The sequence below is a fragment of the Chitinilyticum aquatile DSM 21506 genome, assembly GCF_000430805.1.
In the GTDB taxonomy this organism is placed as follows: domain Bacteria; phylum Pseudomonadota; class Gammaproteobacteria; order Burkholderiales; family Chitinibacteraceae; genus Chitinilyticum; species Chitinilyticum aquatile.
The window spans coordinates 45,673-71,220 of sequence record NZ_AUMS01000016.1; the positions used below are offsets into that span (position 1 = coordinate 45,673).

General features: G+C 61.2%; 18 protein-coding genes. 8 read left to right on the forward strand and 10 right to left on the reverse strand.

Annotated elements, in window-relative coordinates:
- Positions 1-2: 2 nt before the first annotated feature.
- From H559_RS0111560 to def, 7 genes are all read right to left on the reverse strand, one after another.
- Positions 3-1,298 (reverse strand): sigma-54-dependent transcriptional regulator, encoded by a 1,296-nt coding sequence (locus H559_RS0111560; protein WP_028452842.1) that lies wholly within the window; start codon positions 1,296-1,298, stop codon positions 3-5.
- Entirely contained in the window at positions 1,291-3,423 is a 2,133-nt protein-coding gene (locus tag H559_RS0111565; protein ID WP_028452843.1) for a sensor histidine kinase, read from the reverse strand. Before H559_RS0111565 ends, H559_RS0111560 begins: the two co-directional genes overlap by 8 nt.
- Positions 3,420-4,037: a DUF4390 domain-containing protein gene (locus H559_RS0111570; RefSeq protein WP_081413022.1), complete on the reverse strand. Its 618-nt coding sequence runs from the start codon at positions 4,035-4,037 to the stop codon at positions 3,420-3,422. Before H559_RS0111570 ends, H559_RS0111565 begins: the two co-directional genes overlap by 4 nt.
- Positions 3,988-5,271 (reverse strand): 16S rRNA (cytosine(967)-C(5))-methyltransferase RsmB, encoded by a 1,284-nt coding sequence (gene rsmB / locus H559_RS0111575; RefSeq protein WP_028452845.1) that lies wholly within the window; start codon positions 5,269-5,271, stop codon positions 3,988-3,990. Before rsmB ends, H559_RS0111570 begins: the two co-directional genes overlap by 50 nt.
- 65 nt (positions 5,272-5,336) lie before the next feature.
- On the reverse strand, positions 5,337-6,188 hold the full coding sequence (gene htpX, locus H559_RS0111580; RefSeq protein WP_028452846.1) for a zinc metalloprotease HtpX: 852 nt from the start codon (positions 6,186-6,188) through the stop codon (positions 5,337-5,339).
- Positions 6,189-6,274: 86 nt separating this feature from the next.
- Positions 6,275-7,201, reverse strand: a complete 927-nt coding sequence (gene fmt / locus H559_RS0111585; protein WP_028452847.1) for a methionyl-tRNA formyltransferase — start codon at positions 7,199-7,201, stop codon at positions 6,275-6,277.
- Between the two features lie 106 nt (positions 7,202-7,307).
- Entirely contained in the window at positions 7,308-7,811 is a 504-nt protein-coding gene (gene def, locus H559_RS0111590) for a peptide deformylase (RefSeq protein WP_028452848.1), read from the reverse strand.
- A gap of 165 nt (positions 7,812-7,976) precedes the next feature.
- Here def and H559_RS0111595 point away from each other — a divergent pair, with 165 nt between their 5' ends.
- From H559_RS0111595 to H559_RS0111620, 6 genes are all read left to right on the forward strand, one after another.
- Complete coding sequence (locus H559_RS0111595) at positions 7,977-9,029, forward strand: LysM peptidoglycan-binding domain-containing protein (RefSeq protein ID WP_034640985.1); 1,053 nt, start codon at positions 7,977-7,979, stop codon at positions 9,027-9,029.
- A gap of 3 nt (positions 9,030-9,032) precedes the next feature.
- The gene (gene dprA / locus H559_RS0111600) at positions 9,033-10,160 is read left to right on the forward strand and encodes a DNA-processing protein DprA (protein WP_028452850.1); all 1,128 of its coding nucleotides are present in this window, start codon (positions 9,033-9,035) and stop codon (positions 10,158-10,160) included.
- Between the two features lie 5 nt (positions 10,161-10,165).
- Positions 10,166-10,621 carry a DUF494 family protein gene (locus H559_RS0111605; RefSeq protein ID WP_028452851.1) on the forward strand — a complete coding sequence of 152 codons (456 nt, stop codon included), beginning with the start codon at positions 10,166-10,168 and terminating at the stop codon, positions 10,619-10,621.
- A 47-nt stretch (positions 10,622-10,668) separates the two neighbouring features.
- On the forward strand, positions 10,669-12,954 hold the full coding sequence (topA, locus tag H559_RS0111610) for a type I DNA topoisomerase (RefSeq protein WP_028452852.1): 2,286 nt from the start codon (positions 10,669-10,671) through the stop codon (positions 12,952-12,954).
- A gap of 23 nt (positions 12,955-12,977) precedes the next feature.
- Positions 12,978-15,602, forward strand: a complete 2,625-nt coding sequence (locus H559_RS21770) for a bifunctional diguanylate cyclase/phosphodiesterase (protein ID WP_051279359.1) — start codon at positions 12,978-12,980, stop codon at positions 15,600-15,602.
- Between the two features lie 297 nt (positions 15,603-15,899).
- Positions 15,900-17,117, forward strand: a complete 1,218-nt coding sequence (locus H559_RS0111620; protein ID WP_028452853.1) for an HD-GYP domain-containing protein — start codon at positions 15,900-15,902, stop codon at positions 17,115-17,117.
- Between the two features lie 149 nt (positions 17,118-17,266).
- Here the strand turns inward: H559_RS0111620 and H559_RS21775 are convergent, their stop codons facing one another.
- The 3 genes from H559_RS21775 to H559_RS0111635 form a co-directional block, all read right to left on the reverse strand.
- A complete protein-coding gene (locus H559_RS21775) occupies positions 17,267-19,333 on the reverse strand; it encodes a carbohydrate-binding protein (protein WP_051279361.1) in 2,067 nt (688 codons plus the stop codon).
- 330 nt (positions 19,334-19,663) lie between these two features.
- Positions 19,664-21,679, reverse strand: a complete 2,016-nt coding sequence (locus H559_RS23020) for a glycoside hydrolase family 19 protein (RefSeq protein ID WP_155845387.1) — start codon at positions 21,677-21,679, stop codon at positions 19,664-19,666.
- A 430-nt stretch (positions 21,680-22,109) separates the two neighbouring features.
- Positions 22,110-22,796 carry a pseudouridine synthase gene (locus H559_RS0111635; protein WP_028452855.1) on the reverse strand — a complete coding sequence of 229 codons (687 nt, stop codon included), beginning with the start codon at positions 22,794-22,796 and terminating at the stop codon, positions 22,110-22,112.
- A gap of 143 nt (positions 22,797-22,939) precedes the next feature.
- On the opposite strand from H559_RS0111635, the gene siaA reads away from it, so the two are divergent.
- Entirely contained in the window at positions 22,940-25,000 is a 2,061-nt protein-coding gene (gene siaA / locus H559_RS20105) for a biofilm regulation protein phosphatase SiaA (RefSeq protein ID WP_155845388.1), read from the forward strand.
- Positions 24,997-25,539, forward strand: coding sequence for a biofilm regulation protein kinase SiaB (gene siaB, locus H559_RS0111645; RefSeq protein ID WP_028452856.1), 543 nt, complete (start codon positions 24,997-24,999; stop codon positions 25,537-25,539). Before siaA ends, siaB begins: the two co-directional genes overlap by 4 nt.
- Positions 25,540-25,548 lie beyond the last annotated feature (9 nt).

Sequence of the window (25,548 nt, forward strand, 5' to 3'; positions counted from 1 at the left end):
GGTTATTCCTCGTCGTGAGTGCGATTCTTTTTCTGCATCTGAATGCCGAGCTGCTTGAGCTTGCGGTAGAGGTGCGTGCGCTCCAGACCGATCTTTTCAGCCACCCGGCTCATGTTGCCGCGTGCCAGCTCGATCTGGCGCTCCAGATAGAACTTTTCGAACTGGTCGCGCGCCTCGCGCAGAGGCAGATCCAGATCCAGCTGCGGCAGCGGCATGGTCGATGCGGCGGTCGGGCCGGATTCGCAGCCCTGGGTCGGGCCGATCTGCGCGAGCAGGCGGCTGGCCGGCAGCACGTCAATTTCCGGCGTGCGGCACGTTAGTGCCAGGCTTTTCACCACATTTGCTAGCTGGTCGAGGTTGCCGGGCCAGCTTTGCTGCGCCAGCAACTGCAGCGCAGCACGCGAGAAGTGGCGTTCGCCGCACTGGCTGGGCAGTTGCGCGAGCAGCTGGCTGGCGAGTTGCGGAATGTCTTCCGAGTGTTCGCGCAGCGCCGGAATGGGAACAATGATCTGGGTCAGTTGCCGCAGCAGTTCCGGGTCGAAGACCGGTACCAGCTGGTCGAGTGAGCGGCTGCTGACGCAGACCAGGCGGATTTTCTGCTTTTCCAGCTTGGGCAGCAGGCCCAGCAGGCTCTGCTGTGCCTTGCGTTCCAGCCAGGCAATGTCGCGCAGGAAGAGCGTGCCGCCGCTGGCGCGGTTGAGCAGGTCTTGTGGGGCGGAAGCCAGATCGTCATTGGCGTTGGGCGCAATGAAGGGGCCGCCGGGCGGGGTGAGATAACGTGCACACAGTTCATAGCCGGCGCCAGGCTCGCCGGTCAGCAGAATGGGCAGAGGCTGTTTCCCGACCTGATCGAGTGTCTCCTGCAGTGCGGCAATGGCAGCGCTGCTACCGAGACTCTGCAACCCCTGCATGGCTTTTGGGGGGGCGACCTGCTGCGTCATGGCACGCTTGACCACCGCCAGCAGCTTTTGCAGCCCGATCGGTTTTTCGAGGAAATCGAGCGCGCCGATGCGGGTGGCTTCGACTGCCGTATCGATCGTGGCGTGGCCCGACATCATCACCACCGGCATGGTGAGCTGGCCGTTGCGCGACCACTCCTTCAGCAGGGTGACACCGTCGGTGTCCGGCATCCAGATGTCCAGCAGCACCATTTTCGGGATGGCCTGATTGCGGTAGCGACGGGCTGCTTCGGCGTTTTCCGCCTCGGCAACACTGTAGCCTTCGTCCTGCAAGATTTCCGAGAGCAATTCCCGGATGCCGATTTCATCATCGACAATCAAAATATCCTGACTAGCCACTTATTGCATCCTCCCACAGCGGCAGTTCAATGCGCACAAACGCGCCTCCATCGGGCAGATTGCCCACCTGGATGCGTCCGTGATGTTCTTCAATGATTTTTTTCACGATGGCCAATCCCAGCCCGGTTCCTTTGGTTTTTGTTGTGACGTAGGGCTCGAAAACACGGGGCAGGAGCTCACTGGAGAAGCCCGGACCATTGTCTGAAATGTTAAAGCGCACCCATTTTTCGTCTTTTTCGCAACGAATGCAAACTTTTGGGTCAGGACTTTCCCGAATGGCATCCTGCGCGTTCTGCAGCAGGTTGTGGATGACCTGGCGCAAATGCGTTGCATCGCCCTTGACCATGAGCGGTGTCGTGGTGATCAGATGGCGCTCGATCGGTGCGGCTTCGTACAGCACCAGAATCTCGCGCAGCAGGGCCGCGAAGTCGAGCGGCTGGCGCTTGCCGGATGGTTTGCGGGCGTAATCGCGGAAGGCGTCGACCATCTGCTTGAGGGCGCCGACCTGCTTCACGATGGTCTGCGTATTGCGTGTAAGCAGCTCGGCCGCCTGCGGCTCGAGCTTGTCCGCGAGTTTGTGCTCCATGCGCTCGGCCGCGAGCTGGATCGGCGTGAGCGGGTTCTTGATTTCATGCGCCAGCCGGCGCGCCACCTCGCCCCAGGCTGCGTCGCGCTGGGCTGACAGCAGCTCGGTAATGTCGTCGAACACCACGACAAAGCCGCCCATGATGTCGAAATCGTCGGGCATGCCGGACAGCCGCGTGCCATGGACCAGCATCACGCGCTTGTCCTCCGGCAGCTCAACCTGGCATTGCCAGTGATCTTCTTCCGACAGCACGCCGCGCAGTACTTCCGCGCAGAATTTCGCCAGCACCGGATAGGGCTCATGCCAGCGGCCCAGCGGCAGCTGGTCGACCTTGGCGGGGTCCAGCCCCAGAATGCGCAGTGCACTGAGATTGGTGGACTGCAGCAGGCAGTCTTCATCAAAGGACAGTACGCCGGCCGAAATCGACCCGAGGATGGCCTCGACATAGGCTTTGGCCGCTGCCTGTTCGGCCTGGTTCTGCTCGAGCTTGGCGCGCGTTTCGGACAGCTGGCGCGTCATGCGGTTGAACGAGTGCGTGAGAATGCCCAGCTCGTCCCGGCTGACGACTGGCTGCTGCTGGCTAAAGTCGCCCTGCGCCACGGCACGGGTACCGGCGGCCAGCAGCGACAGTGGCGCGGCCAGCTTGTCGGAAAGATAGAGCGCCAGCACCAGTGCGCCCAGCAGAGCGATCAGCAGCGCGATCGTCAGCGTCAGGCTGTAGATCATTTTCAGCCCCTGCCGCGAATGCGAGAGCTGTTTGTATTCGCTGCGCACCTGCTCGACCAGTTCGGCATCCTGTGCCAGCTGCTGCGGTACGGGCTGGATCAGCTGCAGGAAGCGCTTCTTGTCGCTGAAGCCGCTGCCGGGTAGCGCCACCAGAACGCGCATATCCAGTACGCCACCAAGCCCTTCTTCCAGCCCGCTGAAGGGCTCATACGCGGCCTTGCGCAGCATCTTGCGATCAGGCTGCGGCGGAATCAGGCTGGCTTTCTCGTTGCCGATATGGGCACTGGCGTTGCCGTTTTCGTCAAACAGCGTGATTTCCTGTACGCCGGTGGTGTCGCGCAGCTGGGTCAGGCGCGTCAGCAGCGTGCTGCTCGGATTGTCATGGATGTCCCAGGCGATGACCTGGCCCTTGCGGACAAGCTCTCCCAGCTGGAAATCGATGGCGTTGTGCCCAAGGTTGAGGCCGCGATCCAGTGCATTGTCGACGCGCACGTCGAACCACGTTTCGATCGAGCGGTTCAGGAATTGCACTGACAGCGTGTAGACCAGTGCACCCGGCAAGATGGCGACCAGTGCGAACATCAGCACCAGCCGCAGCATCAGTCTCGAGCCGAAAATCTTGCTGCGCACGCGCTGCAGCAGCCGGCGCAGGTGGCCGATGACCAGCGCGGCCATGCCGCCGAGCAGCAGCAGGTTGAGGATCAGGACGACGTCGTAGTATTCGGAAAAGGCCGAGGCGTTGCCGGCTGCTGTTGCCAGCAAAAACAGCAGTACGGCGCCAAGGCCGGCAAAAACGAGCAGCAGGCGCTTCACGGGTTGCCTCCGCTGGCGGCAATGACCTGCAGATCCTGCCAGTCCGAATCGATGCGCCATTCGCTGTTGCCCAGCGCATTGATCTGCAGGGGCTTGGGCAGCAGGTCGAAATCGAGGATCAGCCTTATCTTGCCGGCAAAGTTCTCCGGTTCGTCACCGACCGAGGTGTCTTTCAGGACGATCCAGCCGCCGATGGTCGCAATAGCCTGGATGGCTTCTTCGAGACTGGCGAAATTGCGCGCGATGCCATTGCTGGAAACGCGGTATTGCCGCGTCAGCGGATGGTAGCTGAGGCGGTAGGTATTGGTGGCAATGGCGCCAAAGCCGCTTTTCACCTGCTGGTACCAGGCCTGCATGCGCGGCTTCTTGAGCTGGAACTGGTAGGTGAAGGGCAGCGTGGTGCCATTCTGCAGGGCCAGTTCAGCGGCGGGAGGGAGGGTGATGCTGAAGCGGGCACTGACTTCGACCTGGCTGTTGCCGAGGCGGGCTTCCGCCTTCAGCGGCGAAATTTCGGCCGCACAGGTCAGAACGCTCAGCAACAGCAGGGCGTGCGCCAGCAGCAGGCTAAGCCCGCGGGGTTTCCTTGCAGAAAAGCGCGTAATAAAACCCATCATGCTCCGGGGTCGGCAGTAACTGGCCGGTGGCGGGCAGGAAATCGGGCAGCGCAAGGCGGCGTGCGTCAGGGTGACGGGCGGCAAACGCGCTGGCCGAATCGGCATTTTCCACCGGGAAAACGGAGCACGTAGCGTACAGCAGTTTGCCGCCTTCAGCCAGCAAGGGCCAGAGCGCATCGAGCATCTGTGCTTGCTGTACCGCAAATTTGCGGAAATCCTCCGGCCGGCGCAGCCATTTGATGTCCGGATGGCGGCGGGTTACGCCGGAAGCCGAGCAGGGTACGTCAGCCAGGATGCGGTCAAAGGGCTGGCCATCCCACCAGTCAGCGGGGCGGCTGGCATCGCCACACTGCAGCGTGGCGTCAAAGTGCAGGCGTTGCAGATTGTCCGCCACGCGCTGCAGGCGCTCAGAACTGCTGTCGATGGCGGTGAGGCGCACGTCTGCCAGCTCCAGAATGTGGCCGGTCTTGCCGCCGGGGGCGGCGCAGGCGTCGAGTACGCGCTGGCCATCGCTCACGTCGAGCAGAGCGGCTGCCAGCTGGGCACCGTAATCCTGTACGGACACCCAGCCCTCGCTGAAGTGCGGCAGCTGGTCGACGCCGGTTGGCTTGTCGAGCTGCAGAGCGTGCCGGCCCAGCGGCCGCGCGGCAATGCCCGCTTCCGCCAGTAGTGCCAGATAGGCTTCGGGAGTGCTGTGGCGACGGTTCACGCGCAGCGTCATTGGCGGGTGCTGGTTGTTGGCGGTCAGCACGGCTTCCCAGTCCTGCGGGTAGGCTGTGCGCATGGTGGTCTGCCACCAGGCCGGGTGATTCCAGCGCGCCAGTGGCACCTGGCGTGCTTCAGCCAGCAGGGTGTCCTGCTGGCGCAGAAAGTTGCGCAGCACGGCGTTGACCAGTCCCTTGGCTTGCCCCTTGCCCGTTTTTCCTGCGACCTGCACGGCATGATCGACGATGGCGTAGCTGGCGGCACGGGCGCTGCCCAGCTGCTGCAGGGCGATCAGCAGCAGCGATTCGATGGCGGCTTCTTTCAGTGGCGCCTTCAGCAGTTTGCCCAGTACGGTCTGCCACAGGCCCAGTTCCCGCAGCGTACCGTAACACGCATCCTGAATCGCGCCGCGCTGTTGTGGCGTCAGCTGCGGGTTGCGCCGCCATGCCAGTTGCAGTGCTTCGGTGAGGTTCTGTCCGTCCAGTACGGCACTGAGTGTCTGGCTGGCTAGTTTTTGGGTGAGAAACATGGTTCCTTTGGGTATTTGCCTGTAGCCATTTGAATTCAATGGCTGCAGGCAAACACATTGGTGGGTTATCTGGTACTACCCAGTGCGCGCAGACGGGCGATGCGTTCTTCCGTGCGCGGGTGGGTGCGGAACAGGTCCATGAGGCCGCCGCGTCCGGCCAGCGGATTCATGATCATCATCTGCGCGGTTTCCGGGTGCGCTTCGGCGGTATGCAGCGGAATGCCGCGGGCGTACGCGTCGATTTTCGCCAGTGCATCGGCCAGTGCGTGCGGATCGCCGCTGATGCGCGCGCCGCCGGCATCGGCTTCGAATTCGCGAGCGCGTGAAATGGCCATCTGGATCAGGCTGGCAGCAAGCGGCGCCAGCAGGGCAACGGCAATGCCGGCAATCGGGTTGGCTGGCTGGCCGTTTTCGTCGCGGCCGCCGAAGAACATGGCGAAATTGGCGAGCGCGGAAATGGCACCGGCCATGGTCGCCGAAATGGTGGAAATCAGGATGTCGCGGTGCTGTACGTGCGCAAGCTCATGCGCCATCACGCCGCGGATTTCACGCGGGGTGAGCATGCGCAGGATGCCGGTGGTGGCGGCAACTGCCGCGTTTTCCGGATTGCGGCCGGTGGCAAAGGCGTTCGGCTGGGCTTCGTCGATGATGTAGACCTTGGGCATCGGCAGGCCGGCCTTCTGCGCCAGTTCGGCTACCATGCCGTAGAACTCGGGCGCGCTGTAGGCGTCGACCTGGCGCGCGTTATACATGCGCAGCACCATCTTGTCCGAATTCCAGTAGGCGAACAGATTCATGCCGCCGGCAAACAGCAGGGCCAGCAGCATGCCCGCCTGCCCGCCGACCATGCCGCCGATGGCGACAAAGAGTGCGGTGATGGCGGCCATGAGTATGGCGGTCTTGAACATGTTGAACATCGTCGTCTCCTGCGTGGCTAAAGCGTCAGGAATTAGATGGATGCCGTGCCGGAAAGATTCAATCGCTGGTCTGCCGGATGGTGAAATTACCCAAAGCGCATGCCGCTGGCGAGCGGGATGCCGGCCTGGAACGACGCGGCATCGAGCCGCTTGCTGCCGGCTCGCTGCAGTTCGGTGATGCGCAGTGCGCCTTCGCCGCAGGCCACGACAATGCCGCCCTTGCCAGCCGCCAGAATCTGCCCCGGTGCGCCACTGCCTGCGCAGATTTCCGCCTGCCAGATCTTGATGGCGGTGCCGTCAAGAGTGGTCTGCGCCGATGGGAAGGGATTGAAGGCACGGATCATGCGGTCAAGCTCTGTGGCGCTCCTGGCCCAGGTTATCTGCGCTTCTTCCTTGCGCAGCTTTTCGGCATAAGTAACACCGTCTTCTGGCTGCCGGGTCCGCCTGGCCTGCAGTGCGGCGAGGTCGGCCAGTGCGCCCACAATGGCTTCGGCGCCTTGCTCGGCCAGTTTGTCGTGCAGGGTGGTGGCGTTGTCTGTCGCGGCGATCGGCGTGATGTGGCGTGAGAGCATGTCGCCCGTGTCGAGTCCGGCGTCCATCTGCATGATGGTGATGCCGGTTTCCGTGTCGCCCGCCAGGATGGCGCGCTGGATTGGCGCCGCGCCGCGCCAGCGCGGCAGCAGCGAGGCGTGGATGTTGAGGCAGCCCAGTCTCGGCAGGTCAAGTACGGCCTGCGGCAGGATGATGCCGTAGGCGGCGACGACCATGACGTCGCAGTCTGTCAGCGCTGCCAGTGGTGCCTGCTGTTCAGCGGTGCGCAGTTTTTCCGGCTGGTAGACCGCAAGGCCGAGTTGCTCTGCCAGCACCTTGACCGGTGACGGAGTCAGCTTCATGCCGCGGCCAGCCGGGCGGTCGGGCTGGGTCAGCACTAGTGAGATGGTGTGGCCTGCGGCATGGATGGCAGCCAGTGCGCTGGCAGCGAAGTCCGGCGTACCGGCAAAAACGACGTTCATGATCGGGCGATCCTGCTGGATGCGAGTGTTGTACGGGGTATCGGGCTGCAGCCCTTTTGCTGCAAGGTCTGTGGCCGGATGGGTGGCATTGCTGCCGCTGCCGGCATTACATCGTCTTGCGCTGGTTCTTCTTCAGCTTCTGGACGATACGGTTGAGCTTCAGGCGCGAGAGCTTTTCCACGAAGACCTTGCCGTCGAGGTGGTCGATTTCATGCTGGATGCAGATAGCCAGAAGGCCGTCGGCCGCAAGTTCGTAAGGCTTGCCGTGGCGGTCGAGTGCTCGGATCTTGACGTGCTCGGCACGCTCGACTTCTTCATAGATGCCGGGAACCGACAGGCAGCCTTCTTCGTAAGTCGTGATGCCGTCTTTTTCAATGAACTCCGGATTGATGACCACCAGCAGCTGATCCTTGGTTTCCGAAATATCGATGACAACCAGGCGGCGGTGTACATTGACCTGCGTGGCAGCAAGGCCGATGCCCGGTGCGGCATACATGGTCTCGGCCATGTCGTCGATCAGTTGCTGCAAGGCGTCATCGAAAACCTCGACCGGCTTGGCAACGGTATGCAGGCGTTCGTCCGGGTAGTGCAAAATGTTCAAAATGGCCATATTTTCTTGCGGGCTAAAAAGTTTGTATGCAGAATCAGGAAATCTGGTCTTTCTGTCTAGTTACCCGGTAATGGGTATTGGCAGCAAGGCTATCGCAATTGTTGCCGGCGTGGTCTACCTTGTGAAGGGTATTGATGACAACTGGCAGGGAATGGGCATATCAGCATGCGTAAATTGATTATATCGCTTCTTTTGTCGCTTGGTTCTGCCGGTGTGGCAAGTGCCGATACCTTGCAGCTGGCTAAAGATGCGCCGGAGCGTTATGTGGTCGTCAAGGGCGATACGCTCTGGGACATTTCGGGCAAGTTTCTGAAGCAGCCCTGGCGCTGGCCGGAAATCTGGCAGATGAACAAGGCCGAAATCAAGAATCCGCACTGGATTTATCCTGGTGACGTCATCCTGCTGGCCCAGTGCGATGGCAAGCCCTGCCTGCGCCTGCTGAAAAACCAGAAAGCCTCCGGAACCGAAAAACTGTCGCCCAGGGCACGTGTCGAGCAACTGCAGGGTACTGCGATCACGAGTATTCCCGCTGCGGCCATTGACCCCTTCCTTGACAAGCCGCTGGTCATGGCCGAAGCCGATTATCTCGCCGCGCCGCGTGTCGGCGCTGGGCCGGACAATCGCGTGGTGTTCGGTCAGGGGGATACTATTTATGCGGTTGACATGAATGGCCAGCCGGGTGAAATCTGGCAGATTTTCATCAATCGAGCCTCTGTACTGGATCCGGACAAGAAGGAAGTGAAGATTGGTCTGGAGCTGGCCTATCTGGGTGACGCTGTCGTTACCCAGTCCGGAGAAGTAGCAACCCTGCGGGTGAGTCGCTCGGTGCGTGAAATTCCGATTGGTGCCCGTCTGGTCAAGGCCCCGGAAAAACCTTTCGTCAATTACGTGCCCCATCTCCCTGAACTTCCGATCGATGCCAAGGTGCTTTCCTCTTATGGTGGCGAGCGCTATGTCGGCTCGCTCTCTACCGTGGTGCTGAATCGCGGCGCCAATGACGGCGTTGATGTAGGTACGGTATTGTTTGCCTACAAGCCGGGCAAGAAAATCAAGAAGGAAAAGGATGACGAGGCGGAACGCATCACGCCCCCGCTGCGCAATGGCAGCGTATTCGTCTACCGCGTATTCCCGACGCTCTCTTACGGGCTGGTGCTTGATAGCACGGATGCCGTGACTTACGGCGACGCAGTGAAGGGCCAACCGGCAGGCGCTGAATAAACCTTGCTTTCGGAAAACGCTTACGACGCGTGGTTAAGACTGGCCCTGGCGCCAGGACTGACCACGCGTCGTCGTTTGAGGATACTCCAGCAGGTCGGTGATCCGCAGAATCTTCGCTCCGGTATTCCCCCCGAGGTTGCCGCAGTGCTGGGTGCCGAGCGCCTTGCCGGTTTGCAGTACGCCATGAGTGCGGATTCCTGGTCCGCACTGGATGCGGCCAAAGGCTGGCTGACTGAACCCGGGCAAGGCATTTTGACGCTTGGCGACCCGGCCTACCCCCGTGCATTGCTGGACTTGCCCGACCCCCCGGTGCTGCTTTATTGCAAAGGCAATCGCGAACTGCTGCTGCATACCGGCCTCGCAATTGTCGGAAGCAGAAACCCCACTCCGCAAGGGGGGCAGAGTGCACACGATTTTGCCGCGGCATGGGCGGGAAGCGGGATGACGGTTATCAGTGGCTTGGCGGCCGGGATTGATGCCGCCGCACACCGTGGAGCATTGTCGGTGGGCGGGATGACGGTAGCGGTGGTGGGAACTGGCCTGGACAGGGTTTATCCGGCAAGCAACCATCAGCTGGCGCACCAGATCTCGGAGCAGGGCCTGCTGCTTTCCGAGTTTCCCTTGGGGACCCCGCCCAAGGCTGAAAATTTCCCGCAACGTAACCGGCTGATTGCTGCGCTGGGGAGCGGCTGTCTCGTGGTCGAGGCTGCGCTGGGTAGCGGTTCGCTGATTACGGCCCGCCAGTCCGCCGACCTGGGGCGCGAGGTATTTGCCATACCGGGTTCTATTCACTCTCCGCTCGCCAAAGGCTGCCACTGGCTGATCAAGCAGGGGGCAAAACTGGTTGATGAGGTCGATGATATTCTGACCGAGTTTCCGGATATTGAGTCCGCAGCAGCGATGAAGGACGGGCTTGCTCCTGCCGTGGCGGACTACCCGCAGGAGGGTGGGATGGAAGTACGCGTTTTGGCCGAAATGGGGTGGGGGCCGATTGATCTGGATTCGCTTGTCGTGCGTACGGGCTTGACTCATGGCGCACTGTGCGAGATTCTGCTCGGCTTGGAGTTGCAAGGGACTATCCTGGTTCTGCCGGGCGGCCGCTATCAGCGGGCCGGCAAGACGGGGTCATGAATTGAATGCTGGACGTACTCGCTTATCTGTTTGAAGAGTTTCATGGAACGGATTATTCCGACCTCCCGACGCTGATCCGTAAACTGGATGTCGCGGGCTTTACGCAGGAAGACATTCAGGAAGCCATGGGCTGGATGGAAGAATTGAATGCAATGGCGGCCGAACCGCAGCTGGTATTCCCGGACAAGGCGACCGCCTGGCGGGTGCTGCATCCGCAAGAGCTGGAGCGGATGAGTGCCGACGCGATACATTTTCTGTATTCGCTCGAACGCAGTGGCGTGCTGGATGGCGCTGACCGTGAGCAGATCCTTGAACGCGTGATGCGCGAACCGGACGGCGAGGTCGTGCTTGAGCGGATGAAACTGATTGTACTGATGCAGGTCTGGCGCAAGCAGGACCTGCTATCTAATCTTTGGATCGAAGAGATCCTGTTTGGACGTGAAGGTGCAACGCTGCACTGATGCGCGCAAGCCTTATCCTCCGTTAAACCAACTGTGAGCCGGGAACAATGCCCGACAATCTACTGATCGTTGAGTCGCCCTCGAAAGCGAAAACACTGCAAAAATATCTGGGCAAGGATTTCCAGATACTGGCGTCTTACGGCCATGTCCGCGGGCTTGTCCGCAAGGATGGCTCGGTCGATACCGAACATGACTTCAAGATGAAGTATCAGGTAATCGACAAGAACAAAAAGCACGTCGACGCCATTTGTGCTGCAGTAAAAGAAGCCAAGAACATCTATCTGGCAACTGACCCGGACCGTGAAGGCGAAGCCATTTCCTGGCACATCATGGAAATACTCCGTGGCAAGAAGCTGGTTGATGCGGAAAAATTGTTCAAGCGGGTTGTTTTCCACGAAATTACTGAGTCTGCCGTGCTGGCTGCGGTAGCCAATCCGCGCGATATCGACAATGACCTGGTCAATGCCCAGCAGGCACGCAGCGCGCTCGACTATCTGGTTGGCTTCAATTTATCGCCACTGTTGTGGCGGAAGGTTCGCACCGGTCTGTCGGCCGGACGCGTGCAAAGCCCGGCTTTGCGCCTGATCTGCGAGCGCGAGATCGAAATCCGCGCCTTTGTCACTCAGGAATACTGGACGCTGCATCTGGACACCTACAAGGGCCGCCAGAAATTCGGCGCCAAGCTCTCGCAATGGCAGGGTAGCAAGCTCGAACAGTTCGATATTCCCGATGCCGCCCGCCACGAAGAGATTCTGGCTGCGCTGCAGGGCAAGACGGCGCAGGTCAAATCGGTCGAAAAGCGCAAGAAGTCGCGCAGCGCCGCCGCGCCGTTCACCACCTCGACGCTGCAGCAGGAGGCCGTACGCAAGCTGGGAATGACCACTGACCGCACCATGCGTACCGCCCAGCAGCTGTATGAGGGTATCGATGTCGGTGGTGGCACTGTCGGTCTGATTACCTATATGCGTACCGACTCGGTCGCGCTTGCCAATGATGCGCTCGTCGAGATCCGCGATTATATCGGCCAGCATTTCGACAAGGATTACCTGCCCAAAGAGCCGGTTGCCTACAAGAACAAGGCCAAGAATGCGCAGGAAGCGCACGAGGCGATCCGCCCGACGTCGATCTTTCGTACGCCGGATTCGGTCAAGGCCTTTCTGTCGCCCGAACAGTTCAAGCTCTACCAGATGATCTGGAAGCGCACGCTGGCCTGCCAGATGGCCGCGGCCAAGTTTGATACCGTCGGTGTCGATATTGCTGTCGGCGACGAAGCCATGTTCCGCGCCTCCGGCCAGACGCTGGTCTTCCCAGGTTTCATTGCCGTTTATCAGGAAGATGCCGACGACGTCGAGGACGAAGATGAAGCCCGCCTGCCGCCGTTGGCAGAAGGCGACGAGCTGCCGGTTGACAAACTTTTTGGCGAGCAGCATTTTACGCAGCCGCCGCCGCGCTACTCCGAAGCGTCATTGGTGAAAGCGCTGGAAGAATTCGGCATCGGCCGTCCCTCCACCTACGCCTCGATCATTTCCACGCTGAAGGATCGCGAGTACGTCATTCTCGACAAGAAGCGCTTCACGCCGACCGACACCGGTGAAGTGGTCAACAAGTTTCTGACCGATCACTTTACGCAGTACGTCGATTACAACTTCACGGCCAAACTGGAAGACCGTCTTGATGAGGTATCGACCGGCAAGCTGGAGTGGATTCCGGTTCTCGACGAGTTCTGGAAAAAATTCCACAAGCAGATCGAAGAAAAACAGTCACTCTCTCGCAAGGAAGTGACGCAGGAAGAAATCGACGAAGCCTGTCCGAAATGCGGCAACAAGCTGGCGATCAAGCTCGGCAAGCGTGGCCGCTTCATCAGCTGCACCGGTTATCCGGAGTGCACGTATACACGCAATCTGGGCGAGGATGCCGAGTCGGCGCCCGTCGAGCCGGAAGTGGTCGAAGGACGCACCTGCCCGAAATGCGAGTCACCACTGCATATCAAGACGGGGCGCTACGGCAAGTTCATCGGTTGCTCGGCTTATCCCAAGTGCAAGCATATCGAGCCCTTGGAAAAGCCGAAGGATACCGGCGTAGAATGTCCCGAGTGCCACAAGGGTAGCCTGATCGAGCGCAAGAGCCGCTATGGCAAGCTCTTCTATTCGTGCAATACCTACCCGGATTGCAAGTACGCGACCTGGAATCCTCCGATTGCCGAGCCGTGTCCGAAGTGCAACTGGCCGATTCTCACGCTGAAAACGACCAAGCGCCGCGGCACCGAAAAGGTGTGTCCGCAGAAGGAATGCGGTTACAGCGAAGTCGTCATTCCGCCGCCAGAAAAGGCGTGATGCCATAAGGCAGGGAGGGGCAGGTGTTATCGCATCTACTGAATGGCGAAGGCAGCATTGATTTCGACTTGCGCCAGGAAGTCGCGACCTACCACACCTATTTCAACGCCTTCGATGGCGTTGTGGCCTCCCTGCTGTCTCCCGGCGAGCCGGATGCGCTCGCCGAGGCGATGCGCATCCTCGGTGATGCCTGCCGCTGCAGTCTGGCCGCCCTGTATCTGAACTCGCCCGAGAACGAGCGGGCCCACCTCACTGCGGCCTGGCGTGATGCCGGCAGCCGGGTGCCGCAGGTGCTGCCCGATGTGTTCATGGAGCTGCACTATCCGGCATACCCCTTGCTGGCTGATACACTCGCTGTCGGCATGGTTCTGAACAAGTCGCTGCTGGAACTCCCCTTGTCCGAACAGATGCTGCTGGCGCTGGCGGGAGGGCGGCAGCTGCTGTGCATTCCCTTGCTGGACCGTGGCGAGCCGTTCGGATTCCTCGCATTCGTCTTCGAAGAAGTCGAGCCCAACCGCGATCCGGTCGAGTTGCGCCTGCTGGCGATGCTGGCCAACCATGTCGCCCAGGCGCTGCTGAAGCAGCGCATGGAGCAGCAGGTACAGGCCAATCAGCAGCGTCTGCAGGCGCTGGTGGGCGCATTGCAGGACATGGTGTTCGAAATGGATGGGGATGGCGTGGTCGAGCGGGTCTGGTCGGTGCTGCCGTCCTTGCCCGATGCTTCGGCTCTCCTTGGGCAGTCCATTCGCACCGCTTTGCCGCCGGAGCTGGCGGTCGAACTGGCAAAACTGCTGCCGGGGGCACTGGCGGGCAATCGCAGCGCCACCTTCAATTGCAGCCTGACCCTGCCGCAGGGCGTCATCTATCTGCTGGTGCGCCTGCAGCCGGTGGTCGCCGAAGGGGGACGGCGCAATGCCGTGGTGCTGATTCAGGACGTCAGCGGCATGATGCAGGATGCCGCGCGGCGCAAGACCATGCTCGATACCCTGAATCTGCTGGAAGAAGCGATTGTCGATCTATTGCCGGGCGGCGAGCTTGTCGAATTGACTCCGGCCTGGGCCAAACTGCGCGGAATCGACCAGCAGGAGCTGAAAGCCGCGCGCGGGCAGAACATTCTGACCTGGGTTCATCCCGAAGAACAGGAGCTGCTGCTGGCCACGCTGGCCAAGCTGCAGCGTACCGCCACGCCGGAAGCCATTCGCTTCCGGCTGCGCCAGGGCATCGAGGGCTGGCTGTGGGTCGAGGCCCGCCTCATTGCCCATCGCAGCCCGTCCGGCAGCGTCACCTCGCTGCGCGGCATCCTGCGTGACGTCACTGTGGCGCACCTGAACGAGCAGCACATCACCCGGCTGGCGCTGTACGATAACCTCACGCATCTGCCGAACCGCCTGATGCTGGACGATGCGCTGCATCAGGCCATCGAGCGGGCACGGCGCGATCACAGCAAGGTTGCGCTGGGCTTCATCGATCTTGATCATTTCAAGCAGATCAACGACGCCTTTGGTCACAAGACCGGTGACGAGCTGCTGGTGAACGTGGCCCAGCAACTCTCCGCCGTGTTGTCCGAGGGTTCCCTGCTGGCGCGCTGGGGGGGCGATGAATTCATCGTGCTGATCCCCGATCAGGATGATGTAACCGTCATCCGCCAGCTGGCCGAAAGTCTTCGCCTGGCAGCCAGGCAGGGCGTGAACATCGACGGGCTGGAAACACGGCCGACGATTTCCGCCGGTTTTGCGCTGTTCCCCGACAATGCCGAATCGGGCGAGGAGCTGCTGTCGGCCGCCGATCACACGATGTACCACGCCAAGCATGCCGGGCGGAACAATGTCTGTTTTTACAGCGACATCGTCCACCTGAAAGCGCTGGGGCGCGAACACGTCGCCATCCAGGCGCGGCTGTCGGACGCCATCCGCAATGGCGGCCTGCAGGTGTATTACCAGCCGGTAATCCACGCCCGCAGTGGCGAAGTCATGGCGGTGGAGGCGCTGGCGCGCTGGCAGGATGACATGAGCGGCTGGATCAGCCCGGAGCTTTTCATTCCGATGGCGGAAAAGGTCGGCCTCATTCAGGAGTTGTCCGAGCAGGTGATCCGCATCGCCTTCGAGCGCCTGCGTGCCTGGCGAGATGCCGGCCTGCAGCAGAAGCTGATGATCAATATCTCGCGCAGCCAGCTCTTTTATCCGCGCTTCATTTCCCAGCTGATCGAATGGCTGGATGAACGCCGGCTGGCACCGGGTGACGTGATTCTGGAAATCACCGAGAGCGTGGCGCTCACCGATTACGCCCGCCAGCTCAAGCACCTCAAGCTGCTGGTCGTGGCCGGCTTCCAGCTGGCCATCGACGACTTTGGCACCGGCTATTCGGCACTGTCGCAACTGCATGAAATGCCGGCCAACCTGCTCAAGGTCGATGTTTCCTTTGCCCAGCGCCTGCACACTGAGGAAGGCCGCCGCGTGATGCAGGCCATCGTGCAGCTCGGCCAGGGGCTGGGGTTGCAGATTGTCGTCGAGGGCGTCGAGAACCTGGAAACAGCCCGCTTTCTGCAAGGGCTGGGAGTCGATTATCTGCAGGGCTTCCACTTCAGCGAGCCCGTCCCGGCCGGCGTCGTCGACCTCTATCTGCGTCTGGGGCTGGGCAGCAAGACCTGAGTTCCTGGTCTCGGGTATTTCTTCCGGGCCCTTTTATTTAAAGGGTTGTGTGCTCATACATCTCCGTGTATCTGGCGTGGGCAGCTGTACCGGCAGGGCTCCCCACCAGCAGGACTAAGGGTATCATTCTCTGCCGTGCGGGTTAAAAGGTATGGCGCGAGTGCCGGAAAGCGATTATTTCTGGGTGTCATATTCTCTTCGGGTGCTAGGTTCAGCAGAACCCTGGCGGTGCGAAGTTCGCCGTTCGTCGGGTTTCTCGCCTATGCTGCAGTACAGTCGTTTTTCCGTGCGCATTCAATGATCAAGAAAATCCCGCTCTCCGAACTCAAACCCGGCATGTATATCCACGACCTGAATGTCGGCTGGATGGATCACCCGTTCCTGCGCAACCAGTTCCCGGTCAATAATGAGGAGGAACTTGCCCGCATCCATGCGACCGGTGTCCGCGAGGTGTATATCGACACCGAGCTGGGGCTGGACGTGGGCGATCATGCGCCGACCGTCGACGAGGTGAAGGCCGGCATCGAGGCTGAAATCCTGCAGGCGGCGAGTGATCCCTCGCCCGTCATCCAGGTGTCGTTCGCCGAGGAAATCAAGCGGGCCGGCCGCATTCACAAGCAGGCGCACAATGTGGTCAAGAGCGTCATGCGCGACGTCCGCCTCGGCCAGGCCGTGCACATGGAAGCCGTCGAAGAAGTGGTCGAGGCCATTACCGACTCGATCCTGCGCAATGCCGGCGCGCTCGTCGGGCTCTCGGGCATCAAGGAAAAGGACGAATACACCTTCCTGCATTCGGTCAGCGTCTGTACGCTGATGGTGACCTTTGCCAAGAATCTCGGTTTCTCGCATGACATGATCAAGCTGGCTGGTGCCGGCGGCCTGCTGCACGACACGGGCAAGATGAAGGTACCCAATGAAATCCTCAACAAGCCGGGCCGGCTGACCGACGAGGAGTTCGCGATCATGCGCTCGCACCCGGAGGAAGGCTGGAAAATCCTGAAAGAAATTCCCGGTATTGACGACATCACGCTCGACATCACACTGCATCACCACGAGCGCATGGATGGTAGCGGCTACCCGCACAAGCTGCCGGGGGACGCGATCAGCAAGATGGCGCAGATGGCGGCGGTGGTCGATGTGTATGACGCGATCACGTCGGATCGCAGCTACCACAAGGGCATGCCGGCGCCGGAAGGATTGCGCAAGCTGTGGGAGTGGAGCAAGTTCCACTTCAATCCGGAGCTGGTGCAGGCCTTCATGCGCTGTGTCGGCATCTATCCCGTCGGCTCGCTGGTGCGGCTGGAATCAGGCCGGCTGGCCATCGTCATCCAGCAGAATGAAGGCACGCTGCTGCAACCGGTGGTGAAGGCCATTTTCAGTACCAAGTCCAACAGTTACATCTCACCGCTGGAAATCGATCTGGCCAAGCCGATGGGCAAGGGCGGGGCGGACAAGATCACCGGTCACGAAGATCCCGCGCGCTGGCATATCGATATCGCCCGGTTCATGGCCTGAAAATCGAAAGCCTAGGTATTGCCTTGCAGGTAAATGATTAAAAGGGCTTTGTGGCGATACCCTGGTTGGGTGTGCCATTCTGATGTCTGCGGCATGGCAAAAACAAAGGGAGGCTTTCGCCTCCCTTTGTCATTTCGGCGCGGGCCGGATTACTTCACCTGCACATTCCAGATGAATTCAACGCACTTGGCGTAGTCACCCTTGGAAATCGTGCGGAAGCCAGTCTGGTAGTTCACCGGCTTGCACATGTAGTCACGCTGCCAGCCCCAGTCCTTGTCCCAGTACAGCGGGAAGGAGGCGGCGCCGCCTTCGCTGAACTGTTTCTGGCTCGCGCAACCGAGCTGCTCGTTCGCGGCTACCGGCACGCCCAGTTCCTGTGCGAAGTTCTGGTAGGCGTAGATGCGGTTCTGCGCCTGGCTGGTTTCCGCTCCCTTCGAGCACTCGAAGCCACCATTGATGATGTTGATGGTGGTGCCGAAGCTGGCGGTCAGGCCATTGGCCTGGTCAACCGCATTCGGAACCCAGCTGCCGTCGATCACGTGGATCATGGCGGGTTTCGGCGGCTGGGTTTCCAGCATGAAGAACACCGACGAGGCCAGGTTCAGCCAGGTGTCGGCCACACGCTTCGGATCCTGCAGCAGCACATTCGGATCACCATACAGCACCTTGGAGAACGGCGCGTAGTTGTAGTGGTGGGTCAACTGGTGCGCGCCACGGCCGTGGTAGGAGTTGTACTGGCCGTCAGCCCGCTTCGGGCAGGTCCAGATCTTGCCCCAGTACGGGTCGCCGCAGCTGTCGGTGTAGCCCGAGAGGTTGGGGTTGTTCTGGTAAGCCACTTCCTCGACCCAGTACAGGCCCTGGCGCCACTTCGGCGTGTCGATCGCGCCGATGCCGTCCAGCCAGGTGGTGTTGGCGCCGGTTTCCTGCACCATGTGCGCAAACATTGTTGCCAGCAGTTTCGAGCAGATGGCGTCCGAATTGCGGCCATCGCTGTAGGTCTGGCAGAACGCCGGGAATTTGGCGACGGCCTTCAGGAAGTTGCTGTAGCTGTACTTGGCGTTGCGGATCGCGAACAGGTAGTCAAAGCGGGCAGCGGGCACGATGCGTTCGACGCGCTTGACGTTGTCCGGGTTGGTCGCCGCCAGCGGAGCCACCTGATCAACGATGCTGTCATCGATCACGCGCTGGGTTTCCTTCACCAGCTTCACGTAGGCCGGCGCATCCTTGGTCAGCTCGACTTCCAGTGCATCCGCCTGCGCCTTGCTCGGAATGGTCCCCGGGGTGTAGCTCGGCACGCTCGACGGGTTAGCCGTCGGTGTGATGACAGGAGTGGGGGTAATGACCGTCGTGGGAGTCGGCGAAGCCGTCGGTGTCGGGCTTACGACCGGTGTCACGTCGTTGATGTAGGTCAGGCAGTAGCCGTCGTACTTCCAGTCGCTCTTGTTGAGTGCGGGGTCCTTGTTCAGCGAGTTGGTCAGCGCGGTGTACTGGCCGCTGCCATACAGCACCTTGCTGCCGGAGCTGAAGCTGACGGTCGCACTCCAGCTGGGCGTGGAGCGCTTGCAGGCCAGATCGGCAACCGGGGTCGGCGTGATGCTGGGGCCAGGGGTCGGAGGTACGGTAGTGGGTGTGGGCGTAATGGCCGCACCCAGCAGTTTCCACGGGCCCCATTCGCTGCTGCCCGGTACATCGCCCTGCGTCCACCACTTGGCTTCATACAACTGGCCGTTGTAGCTCACGCGCTGGCCACCGGTGTAGGCGATGCCTTTCTCCCAGGATGGGGATGCTGGAGCCTGGGTGGGGGCAGTGGTCGGTGTCGGAGTGGGTGGCTTTATCTCGAACATCGCGCAGCCATTCGAGTCATAGCCCGTGAAAATCCAGCCCGGTGGCGCAGTGACGATCGGGCATAGGTATTTGGTAGGCTCTGGCGTCGGTGTGGGGGTGCCCGTCCTGGTCGGTGTCGGTAACGGTGTCGGCAGCGGTGTTGGGCTGATGCTTGTCCCGGCCGCCTTCCACAGTGTCGGTGATGCCGCCGGATTCCAGCCGGTGCCGATATAGGCAGTGTGCGTGACCAGCGCGCTGTAATCCTGGCCGTTGTAGGAAACGACCGTGCCGGCCGTGTAGGTGCTGCCTTCCTGCCAGACTGGCGCCGCATATGCGGATACCATTGCGCCAAGCAGAACAGCACCTGCGAGAACTCGCATGCGTGTTTTCATCATTACTCCATCATCGGATTGAAAGACGGGTGGACCCGTTCTTGCGCATCGGCTTTGTGTAGTAATGATTTTGCCGACTACCGGATTCTACATCCGCTTACAGCACTGGAACAAACAGGGAGTTCTTATGTAAGAAAATGATGATGCAGCTGGCATGCTATTGCGCAGTGCTGTGCTGTTCGTTACCCTGGAAGTGTGGGTATATGGTTGCATCCATTTTTATATAATTGCTACAGGAAATTACATGGTTGGGTATATTGGTGTTGTCTGAAAAAAACAGGCTCCCCGTGGGGAGCCTGTTGTGCACAGCCGGAAAACCGGCGCGTAGCGTTACTTGGTATTGTCGATCACGATGCTGCCATTCTGTTTGACCTGGCCACGGAACATGTAGTCCACGCAGGCCTTGTAATCACCCGGATTGGCGAGCGAGAACGGCATCTGGTAATCCACCAGCTGGCAAGCATAGGCCTTGCCACCCGGATAGTTGGCGTTGTAGCCCCAGTTCTTGTCCAGATACGACTTGGTTGCCGCAGCGGAACCCGGCTGGAAGCCCTTCATGTTGGCGCAGCCCAGAGCCTCGTCGGCCGGAACCGGCACACTCAGTTCACGCGCCATTTCCTTGTAGGCGGCAATGCGGTTCACGACCTGCTGTTTTTCGGCTCCGCCGCCGCCACACTCGATACCACCGTTGATGATGTGAACGGTAGCGCCAAAGCCCGGCGACATATTGTTGGCCACGTCGACCGCGTTCGGCTTCCAGGTGCCATCGACAACCCAGGTCATCGGCGGCTTCGGCGATTGCGGATACACCGCGAACCAGATGGCGGACGCGAAGTTCAGCCAGGTATCGGCAACACGGCCCGGATTGTCGAGCAGGACGTTCACGTCGCCGTACAGCGATTTGCTGAACGGGCCGTAGTTGTAGTTCCACGACAGCTGCTTGGAGCCGCGGCCGAAGTAGTCGATGAACTGGCCGCTGGCGTTCTGCGCGCACGGATAGAAGATCGAGAAGATCGAGCTGCCGGTACCGCGGAAGCAATCCTGATACTGGCCGACACTCTGGCCTTCGGTCGTACCCTGTTCGCGCAGGAACCACAGGCCCTGCTTGTAGGCCGGAATCGCGGTGTTCTGGTCCATGGTGGCCAGCACGGGGTTGTTCTGTGCCGGGTAAGCGCGGGCGGTAGCCGGAGTCAGTGCCGGCCAGTTGGCGCCGGTTTCCTGCACGAAGTGTGCGAAGGACGTGGCCAGCAGCTTGCGGCAGATGGCGTCGGAATCGCGGCCGTCGGTGTAGGTCTTGCAATATGCCGGGAATTTGGCCACGCCGCGCAGCAGGTTCACATAGGTGTAACCCACATTGCGTACCGGGAACAGGCTGTCGAACTTGCTTTCACCCAGCACGCGCTCGATCCGCTTCACGTTGTCCGGATTGGCGGTACGGCCGGGAACGACCGCTTCGACTTCGGCATCGGGCAACACTTGCAGTGCTTCGCGGATGCGGGCAATGGCGCCGGCATCGGTGCTGGCCTGGCTGGCGAGTTTCTGCTCGTCGGCTGCCAGCTGGGCGTCAGACGGGCCGCCGGCCGGCATGGCGACATAGCTGATCTGCGGTTTGTAGAGGGCAACAAACGTCGGGGTCGTCGTCGGAGTGACTGTCGGGGTCGGTGTGGCTGTTGGGGTGGCGGTGGGGGTCGGGGTTGCCGTCGGCGTTGCTGTCGGAGTCGGCGTTGCCGTTGCTGTTGGAGTGGCTGTCGGTGTCGCGGTCGGCGTCGGTGTCGTGGTGCCGCCGCCATTGCAGGCGCCAAGATCCTTCCACGGACCCCATTCGCTGTTGTTCGGGGTGTCGGTCGTCCACCACTTGGCCTCGTAGTTGCGGCCGTTATAGGTCACTTTCTGGCCACCGGTGTACGCGGTGCCGGATTTCCAGGCGGCAAAGCAGGAGCCGGCTGCGGTCGGGGTTGCAGTCGGTGTGGCAGTCGCGGTCGGCGTGGCCGTTGGTGCAACGGTCGGGGTTGCCGTCGGCAGCGGCGTGGCTGTCGGTGCCAGAGTTGGCGTCGGGGTAGGTGCAACGGTCGGGGTCGCTGTCGGAGTCGGGGTGCCGCTGCCGGCTACCTGCTTCCACAGGGTCGGCGAAGCGGCCGGGTTCCAGTTGGTGCCCACATAGGCGGTGTGGGTGACCAGTGCCTGGTAATCCTTGCCGTTGTAGGTCACGACGGTGCCGGCATTGTAGGTCACGCCTTCGGCCCAGGCCGTTGCCGCGTGGGCTGTGGCGGTCAGCATCGGCAGTGGTGCCAGCGTGCCGAGCGCGAGCAGGCAGGCGCCTGCGAGTGTACGCATACGAGTCTTCATCAATCACTCCATCATTGCTTAGTTATTGTGACCGGCTGCTTGTGCTGCAGCATCGGTTTTGCGCTGGGCGATGGCTTCGGGTGATCCCGAAGTATTGTAGTAACACCTCGACCGGCTACGGGATATTAAACAATTCCTGTCATCTTGGGGAGCTGGCTTACAGTTTTTTTTGCATCGACAGCCCGGATGCCTGCCAGGCTTTTTCCCTGTCAAAACAAGGTCGTCCATCCGCTGTGTGCCCGGTCTGTCCGTGTGCTTGAGCAGCCTCGATGGGTAGTGGGGTATGTCGATGTGACCTTTTCTAAACAAAGACTTTGGCTTGATACAGTCATGAGTATCTGGCGGGTCACAAAGGCTCGCCGGGAGGTCGTTGTGCAGGCTGCCTGCCGGTGCAATCACTGCTGGCGATGGGCCACCTTGCCGTCCCGGTTCAGCCTGCCCGTCCGGGCCAGGGCTGATCCCACGGCGCATCCTGCCGCGCCAGCCAGCCCCGGAAGGCATCGCTCAGGAAGGCCTCGCCACTGTCCGGCGGCAAGGCCCATTGCAGCGTTTCGCCGCGCCAGGGCAGCCGCAGCGCATAGGCATGCAGATAGCCGCGGTCGGCTGCCGCACCACCGTAACGTTCATCCCCCAGAATGGGGCTGCCGAGGCTTTTCATGGCTACCCTGAGCTGGTGCGTGCGGCCGGTCAGCGGGCGCAGCAGGAAGGCGCGCAGGCCGTTGCCAAGCCCACCGCTGAAGAATTGCGTCGTGGCAGGAAGCCCTTCATCGTGGCTGAGTTTCCAGCTGCCGTTGCGGCCCTTCTGCATCATTCCCCTGACCCAGCCCTGCTTCTTGGCGGGCTGTCTTGCACTGAGCGCCAGATAGTATTTTTCGATGCGGTGGCTGGCGAGCAGTTCGCCCAGCTCGCGCGCGGCGGCAGGATGGCGTGCAAACAGCAGCAGGCCGGAGGTCAGCGTATCGAGCCGGTGCACCGGGTAGAGCTCGGCGAGCCCCGTTTCCTGGCGCAGGCGTTCTGCCAGCCCGGCGTGCAGTTCGTCGTGGTGGAAGGGAATGCCGGCGGGTTTGGCGATCAGCAGAAAGTCGTCGTTCTGCGCATGGACTGCAATTGGCGTCATGGGTATGGGTTTGAAGCCTTTGTTTTTAAAGGGTTGCGAGGTGATACATTGGTATGTAATGCGGGGTGGTGCTTTGTTTTGCTTAGTACATGCTTGTTATGGCTTAATGTTTACATCAGCTTTGTTTAATACTGGAGTGCTGCGTGCCCCGTCACGACGATGAACCGCCCCGCCCCTTGCGGATGGGGCTGCGTGCCAAATCCATCCTGCTGTTTGTGCTGTGCGCTGCAGTCATCGTTGTGCTGGCCTGGGCCATTGGCGCCCGGATCGTCGATGCCATCAAGCTGCATTATGGCGAAGCCTATGTGCGCGAGCATACCCTGCTGTACAAGCAGCGTATCCTGGCGCCGCTCAATCGCGAGCTGGCGCTGGCGCAGCGCCTGGCTGACGAGGCTGTCATCAGCGCATTCTTCCGCGACGAAGCCGCGCCGGGCGTGCGCGATGCCGCCATCCGCGAGGCCGAGGCCTACCGCAAGCTGATGAGCGGGCAACTCTATTCGCTGGTGGTGGCGAAAACGGGCAATTACTACCTGAACGACGGCAAGCTGCCGTTTTCCGCTGCGCCACGCTATGCCGTCAAGGCTGACAATCCCGACGACAACTGGTTCTTTTCGCTGCTGCAGCGTCCGCAACCGTATCAGCTCAATGTCTCGCAGGACGAGCATCTGAAAACCACGAAAGTGTGGCTGAACGTGATGGTTGGCGAGCCGCGCCAGCGGCTGGGGCTGATTTCGGCGGGGCTTGATTTCACCTCCTTTCTGCAGGAATACGTGCGCAAGCCGCAGGAAGGCGTGAGTGCCATGGTGATTGATCAGCAGGGCGCCATCATGGCGCACGCTGACCCGGCGCGCATCCAGTTCCAGGTGGCCGGTTCCACCCGCATCGACCAGACGCTCGACCGCTATCTTGGCAGCGAGGCGGATCGCGCCACTATTCGCAAGGCGATGGCGGAGGCCCGTGCGCGGCCCGACCAGGTCCGCAGCGTGCAGGTGACGCTCGATGGCAGCACGCAGCTGCTGGCACTGGCCTATATTCCCGAGCTGCACTGGTACGCGGTGACCGCGCTCGACTGGCATACCGCGCAGCTGATTTCGCTCGACCAGTTCCTGCCCTGGCTGTTTGCCGCCCTTTGCCTGCTGGGACTGCTGTTCGTGCTGCTGACGCTGGGAGTTGATCGCGGCCTGCTGCGCCCGCTCGCCCAGTTCACCGGACTGGCGCAGCGCTTCGGGCATGGCGATTACTCGGTGCGGATCACCAGCACCCGCCAGGATGAACTCGGTGTGCTCGCCAATGTGTTCAACCGCATGGCCGAGCGCGTCGACCAGCACGCCAGCGAACTCGAACAGAAAGTCGCTGACCGCACGCAGGCGCTGTCGGATGCCAATGCGCTGATGGCCGAGGCGCACCAGCACATCCAGGAAAGCCTGCGTTACGCCAGCCTCATCCAGCGTTCGCTCCTGCCCGAGGACGAATTCCGCCAGCGGCTCGGCGACAATGGCATCTTGTGGCTGCAGCCGCGCGATGTGGTTGGTGGTGATCTGTTCGTGTTTTCGGAAGACGAGAACGGTTACCTGATGGGCGTGATCGATTGCGCTGGCCATGGCGTGCCCGGCGCGTTCATGACCATGCTGGCGCACGTTGCTGCCGATCTGGCGCTTAATGAGGCCGGGCCATCTGATCCTGCGCGTCTGATCGCACTGATTGATGCGCGGGTGCGCGGCATGCTGCCTGCCGACAATGCCCGCTCGAAGCTGGCGACCAATATGGATGCGGCGTTCTGCTACGTGAACCAGTCCGAGCGCACACTGACCTTTGCCGGCGCCAAACTGCCGCTCTTCCTGATCCGCGCTGACGGCGTCGAGAGCATCGACGGTGGCCGGCGTGCGATTGCCGAACTGCGCCAGGGTGAATGGGAAAACCACACCAGCTTGCTGGATGGCGTCGATGCCGTGTGCCTTGCCACCGACGGGCTGTTCGATCTGGCCGGTGGCGAAGCCGGCTTCGGCCTGGGCAAGAAGCAGTTTGCCGACTGGTTGCCCGATCTGGTGCGGGTATCTCCCGCCGGGCGGGTCGCCCTGCTGACCGGCCTGATCCGTTCCTGGCAGGGCAGCTACCCGCAGCGTGATGACATGTCGGTGATCGGCGTGACCTTCCCGGCCCAAGGCCCGGCGGCACAGCCCCATTTCAACAAGGAGCAAGAATGACCGCAATCGATGTGCTGGCTCTGCGCGATGCCTTCGAGCAGCAGCGTATCCTCATGTGTTTCAACGGACCGTTTTCCGCCAGCCTGATCGAGGAAATCGGCCTGGCGCTGCGCAAGCACCTGGAAGGCGTCGCCGCATCACCTTCCTCGGTGCTCGACGTGTTTTCGGTCTATATCGAGCTGACGCAGAATATCCGCCATTACATGCGCACGCACGACATGCCTGACGAGCTGACCCGTGCGACGGTGGTGATTTCTCACCGCGCCGACGGACGCTATCTGGTCAGCGCCGGCAATCTGGTGCGCGCTGTGGATGGCGAGGCGCTGCTGGCGCGCGTGCACGAGCTGGCCGCAATGGACAAGGCCATGCTGAAAGCCGCGTTCAAGGAGCAGATGCGCCAGCCGCGCGATCCGGATGCGAGTACCGGTGCGGGCCTGGGCCTGATCGACATGGCGCGGCGCGCCAGTGAGCCGCTGGCGGCACGGCTGCAGCCGCTGGACGGGCAGACCGCTTTTTTCAGTCTTGAAGTTGTGATTTAAGGATGTATT

Excerpts from the sequence above, each read along its gene's own strand:
- H559_RS0111570 (WP_081413022.1), bottom strand. The coding sequence starts at position 4,037 with ATGATGGGTTTTATTACGCGCTTTTCTGCAAGGAAACCCCGCGGGCTT.
- rsmB (WP_028452845.1), bottom strand. The coding sequence starts at position 5,271 with ATGTTTCTCACCCAAAAACTAGCCAGCCAGACACTCAGTGCCGTACTG.
- htpX (WP_028452846.1), bottom strand. The coding sequence starts at position 6,188 with ATGTTCAACATGTTCAAGACCGCCATACTCATGGCCGCCATCACCGCA.
- fmt (WP_028452847.1), bottom strand. The coding sequence starts at position 7,201 with ATGAACGTCGTTTTTGCCGGTACGCCGGACTTCGCTGCCAGCGCACTG.
- def (WP_028452848.1), bottom strand. The coding sequence starts at position 7,811 with ATGGCCATTTTGAACATTTTGCACTACCCGGACGAACGCCTGCATACC.
- H559_RS0111595 (WP_034640985.1), top strand. The coding sequence starts at position 7,977 with ATGCGTAAATTGATTATATCGCTTCTTTTGTCGCTTGGTTCTGCCGGT.
- H559_RS0111605 (WP_028452851.1), top strand. The coding sequence starts at position 10,166 with ATGCTGGACGTACTCGCTTATCTGTTTGAAGAGTTTCATGGAACGGAT.
- topA (WP_028452852.1), top strand. The coding sequence starts at position 10,669 with ATGCCCGACAATCTACTGATCGTTGAGTCGCCCTCGAAAGCGAAAACA.
- H559_RS0111620 (WP_028452853.1), top strand. The coding sequence starts at position 15,900 with ATGATCAAGAAAATCCCGCTCTCCGAACTCAAACCCGGCATGTATATC.
- H559_RS21775 (WP_051279361.1), bottom strand. The coding sequence starts at position 19,333 with ATGAAAACACGCATGCGAGTTCTCGCAGGTGCTGTTCTGCTTGGCGCA.
- H559_RS23020 (WP_155845387.1), bottom strand. The coding sequence starts at position 21,679 with ATGAAGACTCGTATGCGTACACTCGCAGGCGCCTGCCTGCTCGCGCTC.
- H559_RS0111635 (WP_028452855.1), bottom strand. The coding sequence starts at position 22,796 with ATGACGCCAATTGCAGTCCATGCGCAGAACGACGACTTTCTGCTGATC.
- siaB (WP_028452856.1), top strand. The coding sequence starts at position 24,997 with ATGACCGCAATCGATGTGCTGGCTCTGCGCGATGCCTTCGAGCAGCAG.